A 19,286-nucleotide genomic window follows, 5' to 3' on the forward strand; every position below is an offset into this window, starting at 1 on the left:
CCCACCCGGTTCGCTTCGCGAACCACCCTCCCCGTCAAGGGGAGGGATGAGCTTGCGTCGGCGAAACGCAAAATTTCAGAGACGACGCCTCGCATAAGCGATGGATCGTTACGTCGAATCGCGCCGTTCACATCCCTCCCCCTTGCGGGGAGGGTGGCGCGCGAAGCGCGACGGGTGGGGGGAAAGGCAAGTGCGAAGGTCACCGCTTCACCTCCCAGGTCGTCGTGCCGTCCTTATTGTCCTTGACCGCAATGCCCATTGCAGCGAGTTCGTCGCGAATGCGGTCGGATTCGGCCCAGTTTTTTGAAGCGCGGGCGGTGAGGCGGGCCGCGATAAGAGAATCTACCTCGGCCTCCGATTGCCCGATCGCGGTGAGGTAGTCACGTCTGAGACGCCTGAGCGTTTCGGCAACAGATGGCGATTCGTCGCCGCCAACTCGCGTGACAACACGCGTCAGGATCAAGAAACCTTCAAAATGGGCTGGATTCAGAGATAGCCCGATTAAATCTAAGGATGCGCGTAATTGCGAAGCAGCAAGTGCGTCGCCTCGACCCGAGCGCCGGGCCAATTCATGCATTACCGTGAATGCCGCATGCGTATTGAGATCATCTTCGAGGCTAACAACAACTTCATTGGGCACTTCGGCGCCAAGCGGCGCTCCATAAGAGCTCACGAACCACTCAACGCATGTCGAAAAAGCCTCCTCCAACGCCTTCACGGTCCAATCGATCGGCTGGCGATAATGCGTGCGCAGCATCGCAAGACGCAGCACTTCGCCGGGCCACTTCCGTCCGCCGAATTTCTCCGTGTGCAGCAGCTCGTGGATCGTCACGAAATTCCCCAGGCTCTTGGACATTTTCTCGCCCTCGACCTGCAGGAAGCCATTATGCATCCAGTAATTCGCCATCACCTCGCGGTCGAAGGCGCAGCAGCTCTGCGCGATCTCATTTTCGTGATGCGGAAAGACGAGGTCGATGCCGCCGCCGTGAATGTCGAAGATTTCGCCCAAATGCGCCCAGGACATCGCCGAACATTCGATATGCCAGCCGGGGCGCCCCCTGCCCCAGGGGCTCTCCCAACCGGGCTCGTTCTCTTTTGACGGCTTCCACAGCACGAAGTCCATGTCGCCGCGCTTATAGGGCGCGACGTCGACGCGCGCGCCGGCGATCATTTCGTCGAGCGAGCGCCGCGACAGGCGCCCATAGCTCGGCATAGACGGCACGTCGAAGAGCACATGGCCGTCGGCCGTGTAAGCATGCCCCGACACGATCAGCCGCTCGATGATCGCAATCATCTGCGCGATGTGCTCCGTTGCGCGCGGCTGCATGGTCGGCTCAAGACAGCCGAGCGCCTTCACGTCCTCCTGAAAGACCTTGTTGGTTTCTTCGGTGAGTTCGCGAATGGAGATGCCGCGCTCGGCGGCGCGCGCGTTGATCTTGTCGTCGACGTCAGTGATGTTGCGGACGTACGTCACGTGCTCGGCGCCATAGAGATGGCGCAGCAGACGAAACAGCACGTCGAAGACAATGAGGGGCCTGGCGTTGCCGATATGCGCGTAGTCGTAAACCGTCGGCCCGCACACATACATGCGCACATTCGCGGGATCGATCGGACGGAACGCCTCCTTCGTCCGCGTCAGCGTATTGTAAATTTTCAGCGCAGGCGTCGACATGAATTTCCCCGCAAGGCCGCCGGCCGGGGCGTCGCTTCATGTCGTTTGGATAGACGTGACGGCTCCGGCCAGCGTGATCGCTAGCTGATAATGATCTCGCGACAAATGGTGAGCCGAAGCGTCATGGCGGCGACCATGCGCCAAAGCCCGCCGCCGCGTCAAGCGCGTCCCCTCTTCGAGCCGCGGCCAGTTTAACGGGCGTTTTACCGCTATGCGCTAGCTCTTGCGGCGAGTCATCGCTCGTAACTGGAGTTCGCGTAATGTCGAAATATGAGGCGCCGATTGGGCGTCGCGCGCTCGCGCGGCTGCTCGCTGGAGTTCTGATTGGCGCCGGCTACGCTTGCGGCGCATACGCCGAAACCGGCGCGAACGCCACTTACGTCATCTCGGATCAGGAGGGTTACGGCCTGCTGGAATGCCTCACGCATCATTCCGATTGCGGCAAGGTCGTCGCGGATTCGTGGTGTGAGTCCCATGGCCATAGCGCCGCCAAGGCCTTCGGTCGGGCCGACGATATGACGGCTTCAGTCGAAAAGAGCGCCGCGCGCGCCTCCTTTGAAGCGGGCGCAGCGATCGTGGCGTGCATGGAGTAGTCAGCGGTTCAGAAATTCTCCGCATTGCGGGACTTCGTTCTGGCCTCCCCAGGGCTGAATGGCGATGGTCGAGGTCGAGCTTTCCGGGGAGCCTTCCACCAGCTTGTCCGAGTAGACCATGTAGACCAGCACATTGCGTTTCGCGTCGCAGCCGCGAACGATATGCATCCGCTTGAACAGCAAAGAGCGCCGCTCGCTGAACGCCGTGTCCCCCTGGCTGAATTTCTCCTTGAATTTGATCGGGCCAAATTGCCGGCAGGCGAGCGAAACCTCCGATGTCTGCTCCGCGACGCCGAACATGCCAGCGACGCCGCCCTTTTCATGCGCCGTGTAGTAGCAGGCGACGCCGTCGATTATGGGGTCGTCGATCGCATAGGTGGCGAGCTTGTCATTCGGCGTGAGAAGCTTGAAATCCACAGATTTGCGGAAGATGAGATCCGGCCCGTTCTGCGCAGAGGCGGGCGCGGCGCCGAAAGAGAGCGCGAAAACCGTCGAAATCAGAGCCAGCACTTTGGAACGCTTCATGTCGGCAACCTCCTAGATCACGCCGCCTGTGAGCGAAATCGCCCAAAGGCGGATAACGTGATCGATCCAAAAGTTAGAGCGCGCTCTATGCGAAAAACCGGGTTCCACTATTGTCACGGGCCGCGATCTAGCGACGCCGTCGCGGATATGGGCGAGGTAGTGCGGCAAGTGAAGGGCTTCGACCGTGGGCTGAGCAAAAAAATCGCAAGTCGCCAGGGCGCTGGCGGCGCGCCGCCGGCGCCTTGTTGCCGACATTATGCGCGGGACAATCTGGGCGCGTTTGATCCGCAGGCGGCATTGGCGAGAATGGCGCGATTCGTCGCCAGTCTGCGCGTCAAAATCATGCGGCCGCACAAGCAGTTCTTCTGCCTTCTTTCGAAACCGTGAAAGAGCTAAAACTCCAATGAGGCCGCGACCATAGACCTTCTTCCAACGATAGGCGCCTCCAGGCGGTGGAAACTGACGGTCGCCGCCGGCATGGCGTTCGGCCTCTTCGTCGTTTCGCCCGCCGCGGCCGAAAGCCCCTACTGCACGGAGTTGCGGGCGCAGATCGCCCGCGCCGGCGCCAGCAGTCGCGCCGGACAATTTCAAACGGCGGCGGCCAAACAGCGCGGCGAATATGCCCGCGTCGCCGCGAAAGGCCATGCGCTCGGCTGCGACCGCGGCCAGTTCCTGTTCTTCGGCGCGCCTCAGTCCCCCCAATGTGGACAGATCAACGCGCAACTCCATCAGCTCTCGGGCGCCATCGCCTCTTATGACCATGCGGTCGCGGACGACGGCGGCCAGCGCCAGGCCCTCGCCGCCCGCTACGACGCGGAATGCCGCAATCCTCAGGCCGCACAGGCCCGCCTTGCGCGGCCGCGGAACTTCTTCGAAGAGCTGTTTGGCATTGGGCCCCAAAACCCGGCGATCATGGAGCCCGATCAGTCGCTCGAACCTTTGGACGAAACGCCGCGCGGGGGACCGATGGCGATCTGCGTGCGCGATTGCGACGGCGGTTTTTTCCCCATCAGCTATTCGGCGCGCAGCTCCAATCTCGATGATCTCGCGGCGATGTGCCGGGCGCTTTGCCCCAATGCCCAAGTGAAGCTCTATACGGCGTCGCAATGGAAGGGCGTGAGCTCCGCCCTGTCGATAGACGGGCAAGCTTATTCGGACCACCCCAACGCGTATAAATTCGAGAAGACCTATGATCCGGCCTGCGGCTGCAAGCCGCCTGGCCAATCCTGGTCCGAAGCGCTCGCCGAGGCGGAGCGCCTCATCGCCGAGCGCAACGCCAAAGATCAGGTCGTCACCGCCGAACAGGCCGAGCAATTGTCACGGCCGCTTCCGCCCGGCGTCGCACGCCCGCGAAAAGGAAGAGGATCGGCCCCGGCGCCGGCGCCCATCGCCGCCGAACCAGCAGCCGCGCAGCCCGCGGCGGCGCAGCCTGCGCAAGAAGGCGCGGCCGCCGCGCCGGAAACCTATCGCGAGGTGGTCGGACCGGACGGCGTCAAGCGCCGCGTGCGGGTCGTCGCGCCGGCGCTATAGGCGCGTCAGGCGCCTTATCAAGGCATATGCGCCTTCACCGTCTCGATCAGCTGTTTGATCGAGAAGGGCTTGGCCAAGAAGCCGAAATCGCCTTCGGGAAGATTCTTGGCGAAGGCCTCTTCGGCATAGCCTGAAACAAATATGACCTTCGCCTTGACGCCGCGCTTGCGCAGTTCGGCAAACATGGCGGGGCCGTCCATCTCCGGCATCACGACGTCGGAGACGATGAGGTCAATCTTGCCGTCGACCCGATCGACGACCTCGAGCGCCTCCATGCCCGTCGTCGCTTCAAGAACCGTGAATCCGCGCGAACTCAGGGCGCGCGCGCCAATCGAGCGCACGGCGTCTTCATCTTCGACCAGCAGAACCACGCCCTGCCCCGTATAATCCGCAGCGCCTTTGACCGACTCGGACTCTTTGGACGTCTCCTTCTCCTCCGGCACGTATCGCGGAAGGAGGATGCGGAAAGCCGTGCCGCGTCCGACTTCGCTGTCCACCAAAATGAAGCCGCCCGACTGTTTGATGATGCCAAAGACCGTCGACAGGCCGAGGCCCGTGCCTTTCCCAACCTCCTTCGTCGTAAAGAAGGGCTCGAAAATTTTCTCCTTCACATCGGCGGGAATGCCGCCGCCAGTGTCCTCGACTTCGACAAGCACATAATCCGCTGGCGGCAGCGCCGCCTCATCGAAAGATGCGCACTCCGAGGCGGCGACGTTGCGCGTGCGGATCTGCACCCGCCCGCCAGATTCTTGCATAGCATCGCGCGCGTTGACGACGAGATTGATGATCACCTGCTCGAACTGAGTGATGTCCGCCTTCACGAACCACAGGTCGCGTCCGAGACGCAGTTCAAGTTCGTTCTTCTCGCCGACGATGCGGCGCAGAAGATTTTGCACTTCGGAGAGCGCATCGCCGAGCTGCAAAACCTGCGGGCGCAGAGTCTGCCGGCGAGAAAAGGCGAGCAATTGGCGAGTCAGACCCGCGGCGCGGTTAGCTGTTTCCTTGATCTGGCGGATGTCGCGAAAGGCAGGATCGGTCGGCCGGTGACTGGAGAGCAGCAAATCCGAATAGCCGATGATCGCCGTCAGCATATTGTTAAAGTCATGTGCGATGCCGCCAGCGAGCTGGCCCACCGCATTCATCTTCTGCGATTGCGCGAACTCTTCTTGCAGCTTGCGCTGCTCGGTCGTGTCGAGCGCATAGACCATCGCGCCCTTCTTGCCGGCGTCCTCGGTTGACGAAACAAAGAATCGCGCCGAACGCGGCGCGGCGGCGTCCTCCTCGAAGACCACATTTACTGGGCGGATTTCTCCCTCGCCGTCGATCGCCTCTTCGATTGCGGCCCGCAAGGCGGCGCCGTCGCGTTCGCCGAGTCCCGCAAGCACCGACCAAGGCGCCGCAGCCTTGCCCTGCCCGGACTTCAGCGCCTGCGGCAACAATTTGGCGAAAGCTGCGTTCGACGTCAGCACGCGACCTTCCCCGTCGAGCGTCGCCATCGCCATCGGAGTCGAGTTGAAGAAGCGCGCGAAACGCACTTCAGCGGCGCGCAAATCCTCTTCCGGTTGTTCGCCGGACGCGCGATTGAGCACCAGAGTCCGAGAGGGGCCGGCTTCGCCGTCCTGGCCAAAAGCCACCTGATGCAGCAGCCTGACGGGAAGCGACTTGCCGCTTCGGCAGCGCATGTCGAGGTCGATCTGCTCTGTGCGCACATCGCCTGGCGCGCCGGACATCGCTGCGAGAAGCGCCGCGCCATTATTGGCGAAGATGGAGGAGAGCGTCGCGCCGCCGGAACCGACATGGGTCAGGTCGTAGCCCAGCCAGCCGGCGAGCGTTTTGTTCATATAAGAGACGGCCCCTTCCGGACTCGCGGAGAAAAAGCCGGCGGGGGCGTGATCGAGAAAGTCGATCGCGTGCTGAAGCTCCTGGAAGACGTTCTCCTGCCGTTGTCGATCGGCGGTGACGTCGGCCACCGCCCAAAGGCAGAACCGGCCTGAAGCCGCCGCCAGCGGCCGCACGCGGATCCGGTACCAACCAACCGCCGCCTGTCCCGAGAGCGGGGGGGAAAGCCGCAAATCCTCGCTATGCGAGACGCCGGCGCGCGCCGCCTGCGCAAGCCTGTAGATCGCCTCAGAGACTTCGGGCGGGCCGGAGAACAGCCGCTCGACTGGCTGAACGCCGGAAGCCTCCTTCGCGCCGCACATCGCCCTGTAGGCTTCATTGGCGTAGACGATGCGCGCGTCTCCCCTCGTGACGAGCAGCCCCTCGCCGAACGTATCGGCGATAAGCTTTACCAAGTCATTGCCCGCGGTGCGGCCGGAGAAATGGATCAGCCCCAGCGTATACGCGAGAAGAACAAAGATTCCGGCGACGCCGACAATCGCCAGCGCGAGAATGGCGACACGCGGCGCAAGGTCCGAAGGGGTCCAAAAATAGGCGGCGGCCGCGCCGATCAGCGTGATGACGAGCGCGACCGCCAATCCCACATTCGTGGGCCGCTCGCTGCGCTCTAAGGCGGACGATTCCGTCCTGTCGGTCATTTCTTAACCACCCGCGCGATATATCGCCGATCGCGGCGGCCATGCGGAGGCCGGCGCGTTGATCTTTACCGAACCGACGCTCACAGAATCACTCAAAAGTGTGGCCGCGGAGACGAATAATAGCAAACCCGGAAGTCGAAGCAGGGCGCTGATTCGTCAAACATTAACCATTCATTAACCTTTTTTCGGCGCTTGCCAGGAAAGCTGTTAATTTGGCAAGGTCACCCGCGTCCGAACGAGAGAACAGTCGTTTATGCCCGATAAATTCACTCAACTGCTGCCAGCGCTCGGAGCGCTCGTCGCGTTCCTCGTCGCTGCGGTGCTCGTGCTGTATATTTTCCGTCTGCTCTTCGGACGCCGAATTCGTTCGCCGGGAGGCCGCAGCCGCGCTAAACGCCTGGATGTCGTAGATGTTTTTGATCTCGACCGCGAGCGCCAGCTTGTCATCGTGCGGCGCGACAACGCCGAACATCTGCTGCTGATCGGCGGGCCTAATGACATCCTCATTGAGCCGAGCATCCGGATCGAACCCGCTTTAAGCCGCGCGCCGGAGCCGCGCCCCGCTCAGCCGGGAGCTGCCTCAAACTGGCCGGCCGGCCCTTCCGCTCCGCCAAAAGAGCCCGAAACGCCGCTGCCGAGACCCGCCGCGGCAGGCCCACTCAATCTGCCGCCGGACCTTTTCGCGCCGGCGCCCGCGAAGGCCCCCGTTGCGCCGCCGCCGACGGCAGCGCCCGGAGGCCCAAGAATTTCCAGCCCGGCCGCGCCCCCGCCGCCGCGACCCGCGCCGCCACGCTCGCCGACACCGCCGTTCCTTGCGCGCGCCCAGCAGCGATTTGCGCCACGTCCAAAGGAACAGACATCGCCGCCGGAGTCCGCTACGCCGGCTCCGCCAACCTCTCCAACAGGGGCTCCGCCGCCGGCGCCCGCCGCCAAGCCCGCAGGGCCGCCGCCAGCTGCGCCGCCTGCTGCGACAAGACCTGCTGCGCCGCCGCCCGCGTCGCCGCCTCCGCCCAAGCCCGGAGCCGCGCCCCCGCCACCGCCGGCTCCCGCTGAAGCGGATCCGCTGGACTCGCTTGAAGCCGAGATGGCCCGCCTGCTCGGCCGCCCGGACGAAAAGCAATAAGTTATATGGCGTCGCGACGAGCGACGCCCTTAGCTCTTTTGCCGGAAGCGCGTTCTCTGAACTTAGTCGTCCCGATAGACTTTTTCGCGCCGTTCGTGACGCTCCTGCGCCTCGATCGACAAAGTCGCGATCGGACGCGCGTCTAGGCGTTTTAGAGAGATCGGCTCGCCCGTCTCCTCGCAATAGCCGTAACTGCCGTCTTCGAGGCGCGTCAGCGCCGCGTCGATCTTGGCAATGAGCTTGCGTTGCCTGTCGCGCGCCCGAAGCTCTATCGCGCGATCGGTTTCGGACGACGCGCGGTCTGCAAGGTCGGGATGATTTTCATTTTCATTCTGCAAAGCGGCGAGCGTTTCGCGACTTTCGTGCAGAATGTCTTCCTTCCAAGCCAGCAGTTTGCGCCGGAAATATTCTCGCTGCCGATCGCACATAAAGGGTTCGTCTTCGGAAGGCTTATAAGTCTCTTCCAGATCCACCGCCATCTCGCGAATCCTTAATTAGCCCATAGGCGACGCCTATATAGACGCGACCGGCGCCACTTACAATCATTCCTCGCGCCGCGCTCACTCCATAGCTCTACGCAAATTTTCGTCGATCTTGTCCAGGAAGCCTGTCGTCGAGAGCCATTTCTGATTGCAGCCGACAAGCAAGGCCAGATCCTTGGTCATGAAGCCCGACTCGACGGTCGCCACGCACACTTCCTCAAGCGTGCGCGCAAACCGGGTCAGATCGTCATTCCCATCGAGCTTGCCGCGATGGGCGAGCGCGCGCGTCCAGGCGAAAATCGACGCGATCGAGTTAGTCGAGGTCTCATGGCCCTTCTGATATTCGCGGTAGTGGCGCGTCACCGTGCCATGGGCCGCTTCGGCCTCGACGATCTTGCCGTCTGGCGTCATCAGTACGCTCGTCATGAGGCCGAGGGATCCGAAGCCCTGCGCGACGGTGTCGGACTGCACGTCGCCATCGTAATTCTTGCAAGCCCAAATGTAGCCGCCGGACCATTTGAGCGCCGAGGCGACCATGTCGTCGATCAGACGATGCTCGTAAGTGAGGCCGAGCGCCTCGAATTTCGACTTGAACTCGGCGTCGTAAATCTCCTGGAACAGATCCTTGAATCGGCCGTCATAGGCTTTGAGGATGGTGTTCTTGGTCGAAAGATAGACTGGATATTTGCGGGTGAGCCCATAGTTGAACGTCGCGCGCGCAAACTCGCTGATCGATTCGTCGAGATTATACATCGCGAGCGCAACGCCGGAGCCGGGAAAGCTGAAGACTTCCTTTTCGATGACGTCGCCGTCGACGCCTTCAAATTTGATCGTCAGACGGCCCTTGCCCGGCACTTTGAAGTCGGTCGCCTTATATTGGTCGCCAAAAGCGTGACGCCCGATGATGATCGGCTGCGTCCATCCGGGCACCAAACGCGGCACGTTCCGGCAGATGATCGGCTCGCGGAAGATGACGCCGCCGAGGATGTTGCGGATCGTGCCGTTCGGCGATTTCCACATCTCCTTGAGATGGAATTCCTTCACCCGCGCTTCATCGGGCGTGATTGTCGCGCATTTGACTCCAACGCCATGTTCTTTGATGGCGTAGGCCGCGTCGATCGTGACCTGATCGTTGGTGGCGTCGCGGTTTTTAATCGAGAGATCGTAATAGATGAGATCGATGTCGAGATAGGGCCGAACGAGTTTCTCTTTGATGGCGGCCCAGATGATGCGGGTCATTTCGTCGCCGTCGAGCTCGACGACAGGGTTTGCAACCTTGATCTTCCGCATGCACCCGCTCCTCCCTTGCCGCGCGCCTTATAGCCTTGGCTAAAGGTTTTGGGTAGCAAACGAGGCGCCTTCCGCTTCGTACGGAAGCGCCCTTCCCCAGGCGCGCTTTCCGCCCTAATTTGCCGCCGCTTTGACGCGAGGAGGCGAATTGGTCGGGGCGGGAACGGATCGCAGCAAGACGGCTTTTTCAGGCGGGCCGGCGATCGTGCTCGTGCGTCCGCAGCTTGCGGTCAACATCGGCATGTGCGCGCGCGCCATGGCGAACTTCGGCCTCTCCGATCTGCGTCTCGTCTCGCCGCGCGAAGGCTGGCCGCGCACCGGCGCCTATCGCAAGGGCGCCTATGCGGCAGCCGCCGGCGCCGTGCATTTGCTCGAAGGCGCCAGGCTCTACGAGAGCGTGCGTGAAGCGATCGAGGACCTTTCCTTCGTCTACGCCGCGACGGCGCGCGGACGCGGCCAGATGAAGCCGGTGATGACGCCGGCGCAGGCGATGTCCGCAACCTCGGCGCGGATGGCGGCGGGCGAAAAGCATGGCGTGCTGTTTGGCCCCGAGCGCACCGGCCTCGACAATGACGATGTCGCGCTCGCCGACGCGATCCTTACATTCCCAGTCAACCCCGCTTATGCCTCGCTCAACCTCGCGCAAGCGGTGCTGCTCACGGGCTATGAATGGTTTCGCGCCGCGCATGGCGACGCCATTCCATTTGATGTCGAAGAACGCTCGCCGCCGGCGACGCGGGAGATGACGCTCGCCTTCTTCGACTTTCTCGAAGGCGAGCTTGATAAGCGCGGCTTCTTCCGCCCGCTGACGAAAAAGCCAGTGATGTCGCGCAATCTGCGCAACATGTTTCACCGCATGGGGCTCACCGAGCAGGACGTGCGCACGCTCTGGGGCATAGTCGTGCGTCTGGTGGAGGGTCCGCGCAGGGAGCCCAAGAAGGCGAGCAGAAAGAAGCAGGCCGAAGGCGCTGACACGTAGGCCGGTTTACCCTCACGGGCGTCGACTCAATGAAACGACTGTTTGCCTTCCCGTCTTGCCGACGGCGGCGGGGCGAGCGGACTGGCCTGATGATGCACGAGCCGCCAACGCTCACCGCTCCAGCGAAACCAATTCGTCGCGAGCAGTAGACCGCCGCCGACCTCCTCGACGCAAAAGACGCGGCCCTCGGCGCCTTCGATGAGCGTCTGCGGGTCGCGCGCCGTCACCGCCTCCTGCGTCGGATTGCGGAAAATGTCGCGGTAGGAAGCGAGAACCGACGAGCGCCCGACAAGCGCCGGCCAGCCGGGATGCACGCAGGAGACGCCTTCCTCACCCCAAAGGTCGCTCATCGCGCCAAGGTCGCGCGCGGCGAAGGCGCGGTAATAGGCGTCGTTGGCGTCGATGAGCGCAGCTTCGTCCATCGATTGACACTGCTGGATTCGCTCGGGCATGGCAAATGCAAGACCGTGCCCGAAGGAATTCGTCGATGGATGGGCTGACGTGGTTCGGGCTTTTCGCGGTGAGCGCAATGCTGCTTGCCTATGCACTGGAGGACCGCAGCCATTGGTTCGTTCTGTGTTTCGCCGTCGCCTGCGCTTTGGGGTCGATCTACGGGTTCCTTCAAGGCGCCTGGCCGTTCGGCCTCGTCGAGGCTGTCTGGTCTGTTGTCGTCCTCAAGCGCTGGCGTCAAAGAGTCTCGCAAGACTGCGGCGAAGCGCTTAAGTAGTTCTCGACGATGTCACAAAGCGCTCGATTTGTGGTATCCGCACTCTTCCCGCCGGCCTTGAACCGGACGCAGGAGTCTCCCGATGTTCATCCAGACCGAAGCTACCCCTAATCCCTCAACGCTTAAGTTCCTTCCGGGCCAGGACGTGCTCGGCCAGGGCGCAATGGAATTTCGTTCGCTCGATGACGCCGCCAATGCGCCGCTGGCGCAGGCGCTGCTCTCGATCGATGGCGTCGAAGCGGTGATGTATGGCGCAGATTTCGTCTCGGTGACGAAGGATAGCGCAGAGTGGCCGCATCTGAAGCCGGCTATCCTCGGCACGATCATGGAGCATTTCGCCTCTGGCGCGCCGCTCTTAATCGAAGGCGCGGCGCCGGCGCAGTCCGGTGGCGAATTTTACGACTCCGGCGACGCGGAGACGGTCGCCACGATCAAGGAGCTGCTCGAAACGCGGGTGCGTCCGGCGGTCGCCGGCGACGGCGGCGACATCGTTTTTCGCGGCTTTAAGGATGGCGTCGTCTATCTCACAATGAAAGGCGCCTGCTCCGGATGTCCGTCGTCCACGGCCACGTTGCGACATGGCATCGAGAACCTGCTCAAGCATTTCCTGCCGCAGGTGAAGGCGGTCGAGCCGGCCTAAAGGGCTTGGCGCGTTCGGAGCTACGTTGATCGCGCTCCGAAAACGGTCATAATCCGGGAATCATGCGAATCCTTGCGATTGACACCGCTCTTCCAGCCGTCTCGGCCTGCGTGCTGGATCATGATGCGGCGGAGCCGATCGCCGCTGACACTATGGAGATGGACCGCGGCCACGCCGAGGCGCTTCTGCCGTTGCTCAAACGCATCATGAGCAAGGTCGAGGGCGGCTTCGCTTCGGTCGATCGCATCGCCGTGACAGTGGGACCCGGTTCGTTCACCGGCATTCGCATCGGCCTCGCCGCCGGCCAGGCCATTTCCCTCGCCTGCAAGGCCGAAATCGTCGGGGTCTCGACGCTCGCCGCGCTTGCGGCGCCGCTGATCCTCGATCCTTTCGACGGCGTCGTCGCGGCGGCGATCGACGCACGCCACGGCAAGGTCTACATCGCCGCTTTCGGTCCGGATGGACGACCGGTGCTGACCCCGCGCCGGGTGAGCGCGCATGAAGCGCTGCGCGCTCTCGGGACCGGCCCGCTGCTTCTCACCGGGTCCGGCGCGCCGCTCCTCGCCAGGGAGGCGCGGGCCCGCGGCGTTCCGGTCAAGATCGCAAGCGAACAATCCGCGCCCGATATCGCCGTCGTCGCCCGGTTGGGACTCGCCGCGCAGCCCGAAACTGCGCCCGCGCGCCCGCTTTATCTTAAAGAGCCAGACGTCACCGCGCCGGGCAGTCGGCCGGAAGCGCCGAAAAACGCTGGCACCGAGCACGACGCGGCGGGCCCTCATACTGCCGCCACAGCGCAGGCGTGAACTTGGGCCATGACGCTGCTTTCGTCCTTTTTCGCCAAGCCGACATTCATCATCGAACCTATCGGCGCTGAGCGCGCCGAGGATTGTGAACGCCTACACGGCGCTTCTTTCGCCTTCGGCTGGTCGAAAATCGACTTCGAGAACTATCTGGCCGATGCGCATATCGTCGCCGACGGCGCGGTCGCCGAGAATCGCAAAGCCGAGCTCGGGGGCTTCATATTGTCCAGATTGACGCCGCCCGACGCTGAAATCCTCACTTTCGCCGTCGACCCGTCGCGCCGCGGCGCTGGGTTGGGACGACGCATTCTAGAAAAACACCTGGAGAATCTCGAACGCGGCGGCGCCAGACTCGTCTTTCTCGAGGTCGCTGACGACAACGAGGCCGCGCTGAAGCTCTATGGCCGGGAAGACTTCAAGGAGATCGGAAGACGCGAGAACTACTACCAGCGCGCCAATGGCGAACGCCGCGCCGCGATCAATCTGCGCCTGGAGATCTGAGCGCCGATTACCTTGTTTGAGGCGGAGATTGGCCGCTGGCAACTCGTAGAATGCCGCCTGGCGCGATTTTTTCGAACGGGACGAAGCAAATATCCTTATACTGCCTATTGCGTATAGGACTCGAGGCGAGTCGCGAAGCGGAGCGACAGAGATAAGCACGCAAGTTTTGAACGCGGTGGAAGAAGAAGAGCGGTCTGCGCCTACTGAGCGCGCACCAGCGAAAGTTCTGGTCAAGTCATACGGCTGCCAGATGAACGTCTATGACGCGACGCGCATGGCGGACCTGCTTGGCCGCGAAGGCTATGCGGAGACCAACAGCGAAGAAGACGCTGATCTCGTCATCCTCAACACGTGCCATATTCGCGAAAAGGCGGCGGAAAAAATCTATTCCGAACTTGGCAAGCTGGCGATCGCAAAGCGCGCGCTGAACGCACAAGGCCGCGATATGAAAATCGTCGTCGCCGGCTGCGTCGCGCAGGCCGAGGGCGAAGAGGTGCTCAAGCGCCAGCGCGCGGTAGACCTCGTGGTCGGTCCGCAAAGCTATCATCGCCTTCCGGAATTGCTTCGCCAAGCAAAGAAGGGCGCTCGGGTCGCCGATACGGATTTCGCCGTCGAGGACAAGTTTCGCACTTTGCCCGCGCCAAGCCGCGCGCAAATTCGAACGCGCGGCGTTTCGGCTTTCGTCACCGTGCAGGAGGGCTGCGACAAATTCTGTTCGTTCTGCGTTGTGCCCTACACGCGCGGCGCCGAAGCGTCGCGTCCCGTCACAGAGATCATTGCCGAAACGAAGCGCCTCGTTGACGCGGGCGTTTGCGAGATCACGCTGATTGGGCAGAATGTCAACGCCTATCGCGGGCTGGATGTAGATGGCCGCGAATCGAATCTTGCTCGACTGCTCGATCGGCTGGCGCGGATCGAAGGGCTGACGCGTCTGCGCTACACGACAAGTCATCCAGTCGACATGGCGCAGGAGTTGATTGACTCGCATGGCGCGATTCCAAAGCTCATGCCCTATGTGCACCTACCGGTTCAATCCGGTTCGGACCGCATTCTGAAAGCGATGAACCGCAAGCACGGCGCAGACGCATATCTTTCAATTGTCGAGAAGATCCGAAAGGTTCGGCCGGATGTGGCCCTGTCGTCGGATTTCATCGTTGGGTTCCCAGGCGAAAGCGACGCCGACTTCGAGGCGACGATGGCGCTGGCGCGTGGCGTAGGATTCGCATCAAGCTTCTCATTCAAATATTCGCCGCGGCCGGGCACGCCGGCCGCCGATCGCGACGATCAAATCGAAGAGAAGGTGAAGAGCGAACGACTCGCCGCGCTGCAGGCACTGCTTGAAGAACAACGGCAAGCGTTTAACGCAGCGACGGTTGGCCGAGAGGTAGACGTGCTTTTTGAGAAGCCCGGCCGACACGAGGGGCAAATCGCGGGCAAGAGTCCCTATATGCAGGCTGTGCATGTTGAGGGGCCGACCGAGCTAATTGGCCGGGAAGCGAGTGTGAAGATCATCGCGGCGGGCTCCAATTCATTGGGCGCACGACTCATGAGCGAGGAGGCGAAGGCTTGACGACAATCGACGACCCGTTGCTCGCCGCACGGGAACGGGAAGCGACTGAGCCCGAAGCGGAAATCACGCTCGCTTTTGAAAATAATCGTCACGCTTCGCTCGTTTTCGGCCTCTACGACCAAAATCTCGCCAAGATCGAACGACGGCTGCGCGTCTCCTCCTTCGCCAATGGCAATCACGTAACTCTCAAAGGCAAGGCTGAGGCCTGCGAGCACGCGCGCCGCGTGCTCGAGGCGCTTTATGAGCGTGTGGCTCTGGGGCAGACAATCACTCTTGGCGACGTCGACGGCGCGATCGAAGAGACCGCGCGTCAGCGCAGCCTATTTCCTGATTCCGAGCCCGCGCGCGGCGCTTTCGAACAGATCATGACCAGGAAGCGCGGTTCGGTGCGCGCGCGCAACGCCGCGCAGGACCAATATTTGCGCGCGCTCAAGCGCTACGAATTGGTCTTCGCGGAAGGCCCTGCCGGCACCGGCAAGACTTGGCTCGCGGTCGGCCACGCCGTTCAGTTGATGGAGCAAGGCGCGGTCGAGAGATTGATTTTGTCGCGTCCAGCGGTCGAAGCCGGCGAACGTCTCGGCTTCTTGCCCGGCGACATGCGCGACAAGGTCGACCCCTATCTCCGTCCGATCTATGACGCGCTCCATGATTTCATGGATGCGCGGATGGTCGAGCGCGGCATGCAGACCGGTCTCATCGAAGTCGCGCCGCTTGCTTTCATGCGCGGGCGCACGCTGACGCGAAGCTGCATCCTGCTCGACGAAGCGCAAAACGCCAGTTCGATGCAGATGAAGATGTTTCTGACCCGGCTTGGCGAAGGCTCGCGCATGATCGTGACCGGCGATCCATCGCAGACTGACCTGCCGCCCGGACAAAAGTCGGGCCTCTCGGAAGCGGTCACCCTGCTCTCCGATCTCGACGTCGTCGGCCGGGTGAGATTTTCGGAAGGCGACGTCGTGCGTCACGATCTTGTGCGCCAAATCGTTGGAGCCTATGAGCGCGCCGCGCGCGCCAACAAGCAGCCGCGCGGGGAAGCCTGACTTTGGAGATCGACGTTAATGTTGCGGCGCCTGCCTGGCGGCGGGTCGTAGATTTGGAAGATTTCGCGAAACAATGCGTTCGTCAGAGTCTTGCCGCAAGCGGCGCCGCTCTCGCGCCGCAATGTGAGCTTAGCGTCACATTCTGCGACGATGCGGCGATCCGGGCGCTCAACGCCGAGTGGCGGGGCAGGGATCAGCCGACGAATGTTCTGTCTTTCCCAACTCCTGGCGCGCTTGAGCACAAGCCTCTCCTTGGCGATGTCATCATCGCCTACGAAACTGTGGCCAGGGAGGCGGAGGAGCAGGGCAAGCTTTTGCGCGCCCACACGGCCCATATGGTCGCGCATGGATTTCTGCATCTGATCGGATATGATCACCAGACCGCCGCAGAAGCCGAGCGGATGGAGTCGCTGGAGCGTAAGATCGCAACAGCGCTAGGATTTCCCGACCCATATGCAGACGGGCCGGCGGGCGGAGCGAATTGAACTAAGCGCATGTCGACGCAATACGATAACGCCGACGATCCAATTCCATTAAGGCGAACTGGCGAGGGATCACGCCCCAACCTCATCGACAGGCTGCGCGGCCTTCTTGGTTTCGCCCCAGCCTCAGTGCGCGAGGACATCGAAGACAGGCTCGAAGAGTCTGCGGGCGACGTGACGCCGCACGAGCGCGCGCTTTTGAAAAACGTGCTCGGTCTGCACGATATGCGCGTCGATGACGCGATGATTCCGCGCGCCGACATCATTGCGATTTCGCTCGACGCGCCGCTTCGCGAAGCGCTGGAACTGTTCCGCAACGCTGGCCACTCGCGGCTGCCTGCCTACGCCGATACGCTCGACGACCCGCGCGGAATGATCCACATCCGCGATTTCGTCACTCATATTGCCTGTTGCGCCGATCGGCGCGAGAGCGCCGGCGCCGCGACGGGCGAACCGAAGAGGATCGATTTCGACACGCCGCTATCGCAGGCCAATTTGCTCAAACCGGTGCTGTTCGTGCCGCGCTCGATGCCAGCGCTCGATCTTTTGATCCGGATGCAGGCGACGCGCACGCATCTGGCGCTCGTCATCGACGAATATGGCGGCACCGACGGCCTCGTGACGATCGAGGACATCATGGAGATGATCGTCGGCGACATCGAGGACGAACATGACGTCGTCGAGGAGTCAGTTTTCGTCGCGCTCGAGAACGGCGACTACATCATTGATGGCCGCGCCGACCTCGACGAAGTCACGGCGAGGCTCGGCGTGGACTTCAGACTCGAAGACACGCCTGCCGAAGTGACAACGCTCGGAGGCCTTGTCGCCTGGCTCGCGGGTCGCGTGCCGATGCGCGGAGAGATCATTCCAACGCCGGTCGAGGCGTACGAGTTCGAGATCGTTGATGCGGATCCCCGACGGTTGGGCAAGCTGCGTGTGCGGGCGCGACGGCCGGCGTGAAAGGACCCTGGCGCGTAAAATTGTCCGCTGAATCGCTTTAAAGTCGGCCCGGGCCGATTCGCAGGGCTTTGAGGTCCGATGGCGCAACTTGCCGAGATCGCCGACGCAGGCGCGACGGCGCCCTCCCTTCCGCAACGTATCGTTCTCGCCCGCGGCTGGACGCGGCGCGCCATAGCATTTTGCGCAGGCGCCGCCGGCGCTCTCGCCCTCGCGCCATTCGACTTCATTCCCGCCATGTTCGCAACGCTCACCGTCGCCGTTTGGCTCATCGACGGCGCGGCGGAGAGCGAAAATTCAAATCGTTTCGCCCTGGCGCCGATCCTCTCGGCCGCTGGCGCCGGCTGGTGGCTGGGCTTCGGCTACTTCGTGGCGGGCCTCTGGTGGATGGGCGCCGCAATGCTCGTCGAGGCCGACCAATTCGCCTGGGCCCTCCCCCTTGCGGTGTTCGGGCTGCCGGCGGTTCTTGCGCTCTTTCCGGCGGCAGGGTTCGCTGCAGCGCGCCTTTTGTGGTCGACGGGCGGCGCCCGCGTCTTTGCGCTCGCCGCGGGATTGGGCGCCGCAGAGTGGCTGCGCGGCCATCTGTTCACGGGTTTCCCCTGGAATGATTTCGGCATGACGCTCGCCGGCGCCGGCCCCCTGGCCCAGACGGCGTCTCTCGTCGGCCTCTATGGCCTCGACATTCTCGCGATCGTCATTTTCGCCGCGCCAGCAACGCTCATCGATCGCCGCCCTCGCGGCGCCGGCCGAATTAACTGGACCATGTTGGGCGCAACGGTTCTCGCCGTGCTGATGCTCGCCTATGGCGCATTTCGGCTCGGCGCGAACGAAACCGAATACGTCGAAGGCGTCACACTGCGCCTGATGCAGCCAAATCTTCCTCAGGACGCGAAGTTTCGCCCCGAGAACGGCGAGTGGATATTGCGCCGCTATCTCGCCCTCTCGGAAGGCGCCACGGAAGCGCGGCCTTCCGGACTCGCCGGAGTCACCCATCTCATCTGGCCTGAGTCGGCGTTTCCCTATGTTCTTTCCAACCATCCGGAGGCGGTGACGGCGATCGCCCGCGCGCTTAAGGGAGGCATGCTTTTGACCGGCGCCGCGCGGGCCGAAGGCGAAGGCGGCGGACGCCGCGGCAGGATTTTCAATTCGATCGAGGCGCTGCAAGGAGAGACGATCCTCGCCTTCTACGACAAGGTTCATCTCGTTCCATTCGGCGAATATCTGCCGCTCGAGGAACTACTGCGGCCGCTTGGAATCAACCATCTCGTTCCGGGCATATGGGACCGCGGCGCGGGTCCGCGCCTACTCGCCGCGCCGGGTCTACCGCCGATCGCGCCGCTCATCTGCTACGAGGCGATTTTCTCGGGCGAGACGATACAGCCCGGCGCGGCAGAACGGCCGCGGCTCTTCCTCAACGTCACTAATGACGGATGGTTCGGCCACACGACCGGCCCCTATCAGCACTTGGCGCAAGCGCGCCTTCGCGCCATTGAGGAAGGCCTGCCGATGATCCGCGTCGCCAATACTGGCGTCTCGGCGATCATCGACGCCTACGGCCGTATGCTTCAGTCGCTTCCGCTAGGCCAAGAAGGCGTCATTGACGGACGCCTGCCGAAAGAGGCGGCGTCTACCGCCTTTGCCCTTCATGGTGCGTTGGCCTTTCCGTTGCTCCTTGCGGCGGCGACGGCGTTGGCCTTGCTCGGCGCCGCCCGTCGTTAGCTATTTTCGCTCGCATGGCGCGCTCATGGCGGCTCGCTTCGTCGGAAACAATCTTGGCGGCAAGCTAAGCGCTTGTCTTAAGGGGAGGATGCTGCAAGATTTTCATGGCCTGCGGCGCA

21 protein-coding genes are annotated in these 19,286 nt (G+C 62.7%); 13 read left to right on the forward strand and 8 right to left on the reverse strand.

What is annotated here, in order from left to right:
• Window positions 1–199: 199 nt before the first annotated feature.
• A complete protein-coding gene (gene cysS / locus FEV16_RS12135) occupies window positions 200–1,672 on the reverse strand; it encodes a cysteine--tRNA ligase (protein WP_138167898.1) in 1,473 nt (490 codons plus the stop codon).
• A 260-nt stretch (window positions 1,673–1,932) separates the two neighbouring features.
• Between cysS and FEV16_RS12140 the strand changes: the two genes are divergently transcribed.
• Entirely contained in the window at window positions 1,933–2,265 is a 333-nt protein-coding gene (locus FEV16_RS12140; protein WP_138167899.1) for a hypothetical protein, read from the forward strand.
• On the opposite strand, the gene FEV16_RS12145 is transcribed toward FEV16_RS12140, so the two are convergent.
• Window positions 2,266–2,790: a CreA family protein gene (locus FEV16_RS12145; protein ID WP_138167900.1), complete on the reverse strand. Its 525-nt coding sequence runs from the start codon at window positions 2,788–2,790 to the stop codon at window positions 2,266–2,268.
• A gap of 87 nt (window positions 2,791–2,877) precedes the next feature.
• Between FEV16_RS12145 and FEV16_RS12150 the strand changes: the two genes are divergently transcribed.
• Window positions 2,878–3,177 (forward strand): hypothetical protein, encoded by a 300-nt coding sequence (locus FEV16_RS12150; protein WP_138167901.1) that lies wholly within the window; start codon window positions 2,878–2,880, stop codon window positions 3,175–3,177.
• Window positions 3,178–3,267: 90 nt separating this feature from the next.
• A complete protein-coding gene (locus FEV16_RS12155) occupies window positions 3,268–4,320 on the forward strand; it encodes a DUF2865 domain-containing protein (RefSeq protein ID WP_246657305.1) in 1,053 nt (350 codons plus the stop codon).
• A gap of 17 nt (window positions 4,321–4,337) precedes the next feature.
• Here the strand turns inward: FEV16_RS12155 and FEV16_RS12160 are convergent, their stop codons facing one another.
• The 5 genes from FEV16_RS12160 to FEV16_RS12175 all read right to left on the reverse strand — a co-directional run bounded on the left by FEV16_RS12160 (window position 4,338) and on the right by FEV16_RS12175 (window position 9,752).
• Window positions 4,338–6,857, reverse strand: coding sequence for a response regulator (locus FEV16_RS12160; RefSeq protein WP_138167903.1), 2,520 nt, complete (start codon window positions 6,855–6,857; stop codon window positions 4,338–4,340).
• A 163-nt stretch (window positions 6,858–7,020) separates the two neighbouring features.
• A complete protein-coding gene (locus FEV16_RS17285; RefSeq protein WP_246657318.1) occupies window positions 7,021–7,329 on the reverse strand; it encodes a hypothetical protein in 309 nt (102 codons plus the stop codon).
• Between the two features lie 92 nt (window positions 7,330–7,421).
• The gene (locus FEV16_RS17525) at window positions 7,422–7,871 is read right to left on the reverse strand and encodes a hypothetical protein (RefSeq protein ID WP_348639987.1); all 450 of its coding nucleotides are present in this window, start codon (window positions 7,869–7,871) and stop codon (window positions 7,422–7,424) included.
• A 171-nt stretch (window positions 7,872–8,042) separates the two neighbouring features.
• Window positions 8,043–8,459, reverse strand: coding sequence for an RNA polymerase-binding protein DksA (dksA, locus tag FEV16_RS12170; protein WP_138167905.1), 417 nt, complete (start codon window positions 8,457–8,459; stop codon window positions 8,043–8,045).
• A gap of 81 nt (window positions 8,460–8,540) precedes the next feature.
• The gene (locus tag FEV16_RS12175) at window positions 8,541–9,752 is read right to left on the reverse strand and encodes an NADP-dependent isocitrate dehydrogenase (protein ID WP_138167906.1); all 1,212 of its coding nucleotides are present in this window, start codon (window positions 9,750–9,752) and stop codon (window positions 8,541–8,543) included.
• Between the two features lie 148 nt (window positions 9,753–9,900).
• Between FEV16_RS12175 and FEV16_RS12180 the strand changes: the two genes are divergently transcribed.
• Window positions 9,901–10,731: an RNA methyltransferase gene (locus FEV16_RS12180; RefSeq protein ID WP_138167907.1), complete on the forward strand. Its 831-nt coding sequence runs from the start codon at window positions 9,901–9,903 to the stop codon at window positions 10,729–10,731.
• A 26-nt stretch (window positions 10,732–10,757) separates the two neighbouring features.
• Here FEV16_RS12180 and FEV16_RS12185 read toward each other — a convergent pair whose 3' ends face one another.
• Entirely contained in the window at window positions 10,758–11,153 is a 396-nt protein-coding gene (locus tag FEV16_RS12185; RefSeq protein WP_138167908.1) for a nuclear transport factor 2 family protein, read from the reverse strand.
• A gap of 65 nt (window positions 11,154–11,218) precedes the next feature.
• On the opposite strand from FEV16_RS12185, the gene FEV16_RS12190 reads away from it, so the two are divergent.
• From FEV16_RS12190 to lnt, 9 genes are all read left to right on the forward strand, one after another.
• On the forward strand, window positions 11,219–11,458 hold the full coding sequence (locus FEV16_RS12190) for a hypothetical protein (protein WP_138167909.1): 240 nt from the start codon (window positions 11,219–11,221) through the stop codon (window positions 11,456–11,458).
• 82 nt (window positions 11,459–11,540) lie between these two features.
• Window positions 11,541–12,098: a NifU family protein gene (locus FEV16_RS12195; protein WP_138167910.1), complete on the forward strand. Its 558-nt coding sequence runs from the start codon at window positions 11,541–11,543 to the stop codon at window positions 12,096–12,098.
• A 62-nt stretch (window positions 12,099–12,160) separates the two neighbouring features.
• Complete coding sequence (tsaB, locus tag FEV16_RS12200) at window positions 12,161–12,901, forward strand: tRNA (adenosine(37)-N6)-threonylcarbamoyltransferase complex dimerization subunit type 1 TsaB (RefSeq protein ID WP_138167911.1); 741 nt, start codon at window positions 12,161–12,163, stop codon at window positions 12,899–12,901.
• A 9-nt stretch (window positions 12,902–12,910) separates the two neighbouring features.
• A complete protein-coding gene (locus FEV16_RS12205) occupies window positions 12,911–13,399 on the forward strand; it encodes a GNAT family N-acetyltransferase (RefSeq protein ID WP_138167912.1) in 489 nt (162 codons plus the stop codon).
• Between the two features lie 166 nt (window positions 13,400–13,565).
• Entirely contained in the window at window positions 13,566–14,969 is a 1,404-nt protein-coding gene (gene miaB, locus FEV16_RS12210; RefSeq protein ID WP_171015220.1) for a tRNA (N6-isopentenyl adenosine(37)-C2)-methylthiotransferase MiaB, read from the forward strand.
• The gene (locus tag FEV16_RS12215) at window positions 14,966–16,009 is read left to right on the forward strand and encodes a PhoH family protein (RefSeq protein WP_138167913.1); all 1,044 of its coding nucleotides are present in this window, start codon (window positions 14,966–14,968) and stop codon (window positions 16,007–16,009) included. The genes miaB and FEV16_RS12215 overlap by 4 nt, the downstream gene beginning before the upstream one ends.
• A gap of 2 nt (window positions 16,010–16,011) precedes the next feature.
• Window positions 16,012–16,494, forward strand: a complete 483-nt coding sequence (ybeY, locus tag FEV16_RS12220; RefSeq protein WP_138167914.1) for an rRNA maturation RNase YbeY — start codon at window positions 16,012–16,014, stop codon at window positions 16,492–16,494.
• A 9-nt stretch (window positions 16,495–16,503) separates the two neighbouring features.
• Entirely contained in the window at window positions 16,504–17,451 is a 948-nt protein-coding gene (locus tag FEV16_RS12225) for a hemolysin family protein (RefSeq protein ID WP_138167915.1), read from the forward strand.
• 78 nt (window positions 17,452–17,529) lie between these two features.
• Window positions 17,530–19,167 (forward strand): apolipoprotein N-acyltransferase, encoded by a 1,638-nt coding sequence (lnt, locus tag FEV16_RS12230; RefSeq protein WP_138167916.1) that lies wholly within the window; start codon window positions 17,530–17,532, stop codon window positions 19,165–19,167.
• Window positions 19,168–19,286 lie beyond the last annotated feature (119 nt).

It is taken from the genome of Methylocystis sp. B8, assembly GCF_005771425.1.
Lineage (GTDB): Bacteria > Pseudomonadota > Alphaproteobacteria > Rhizobiales > Beijerinckiaceae > Methylocystis.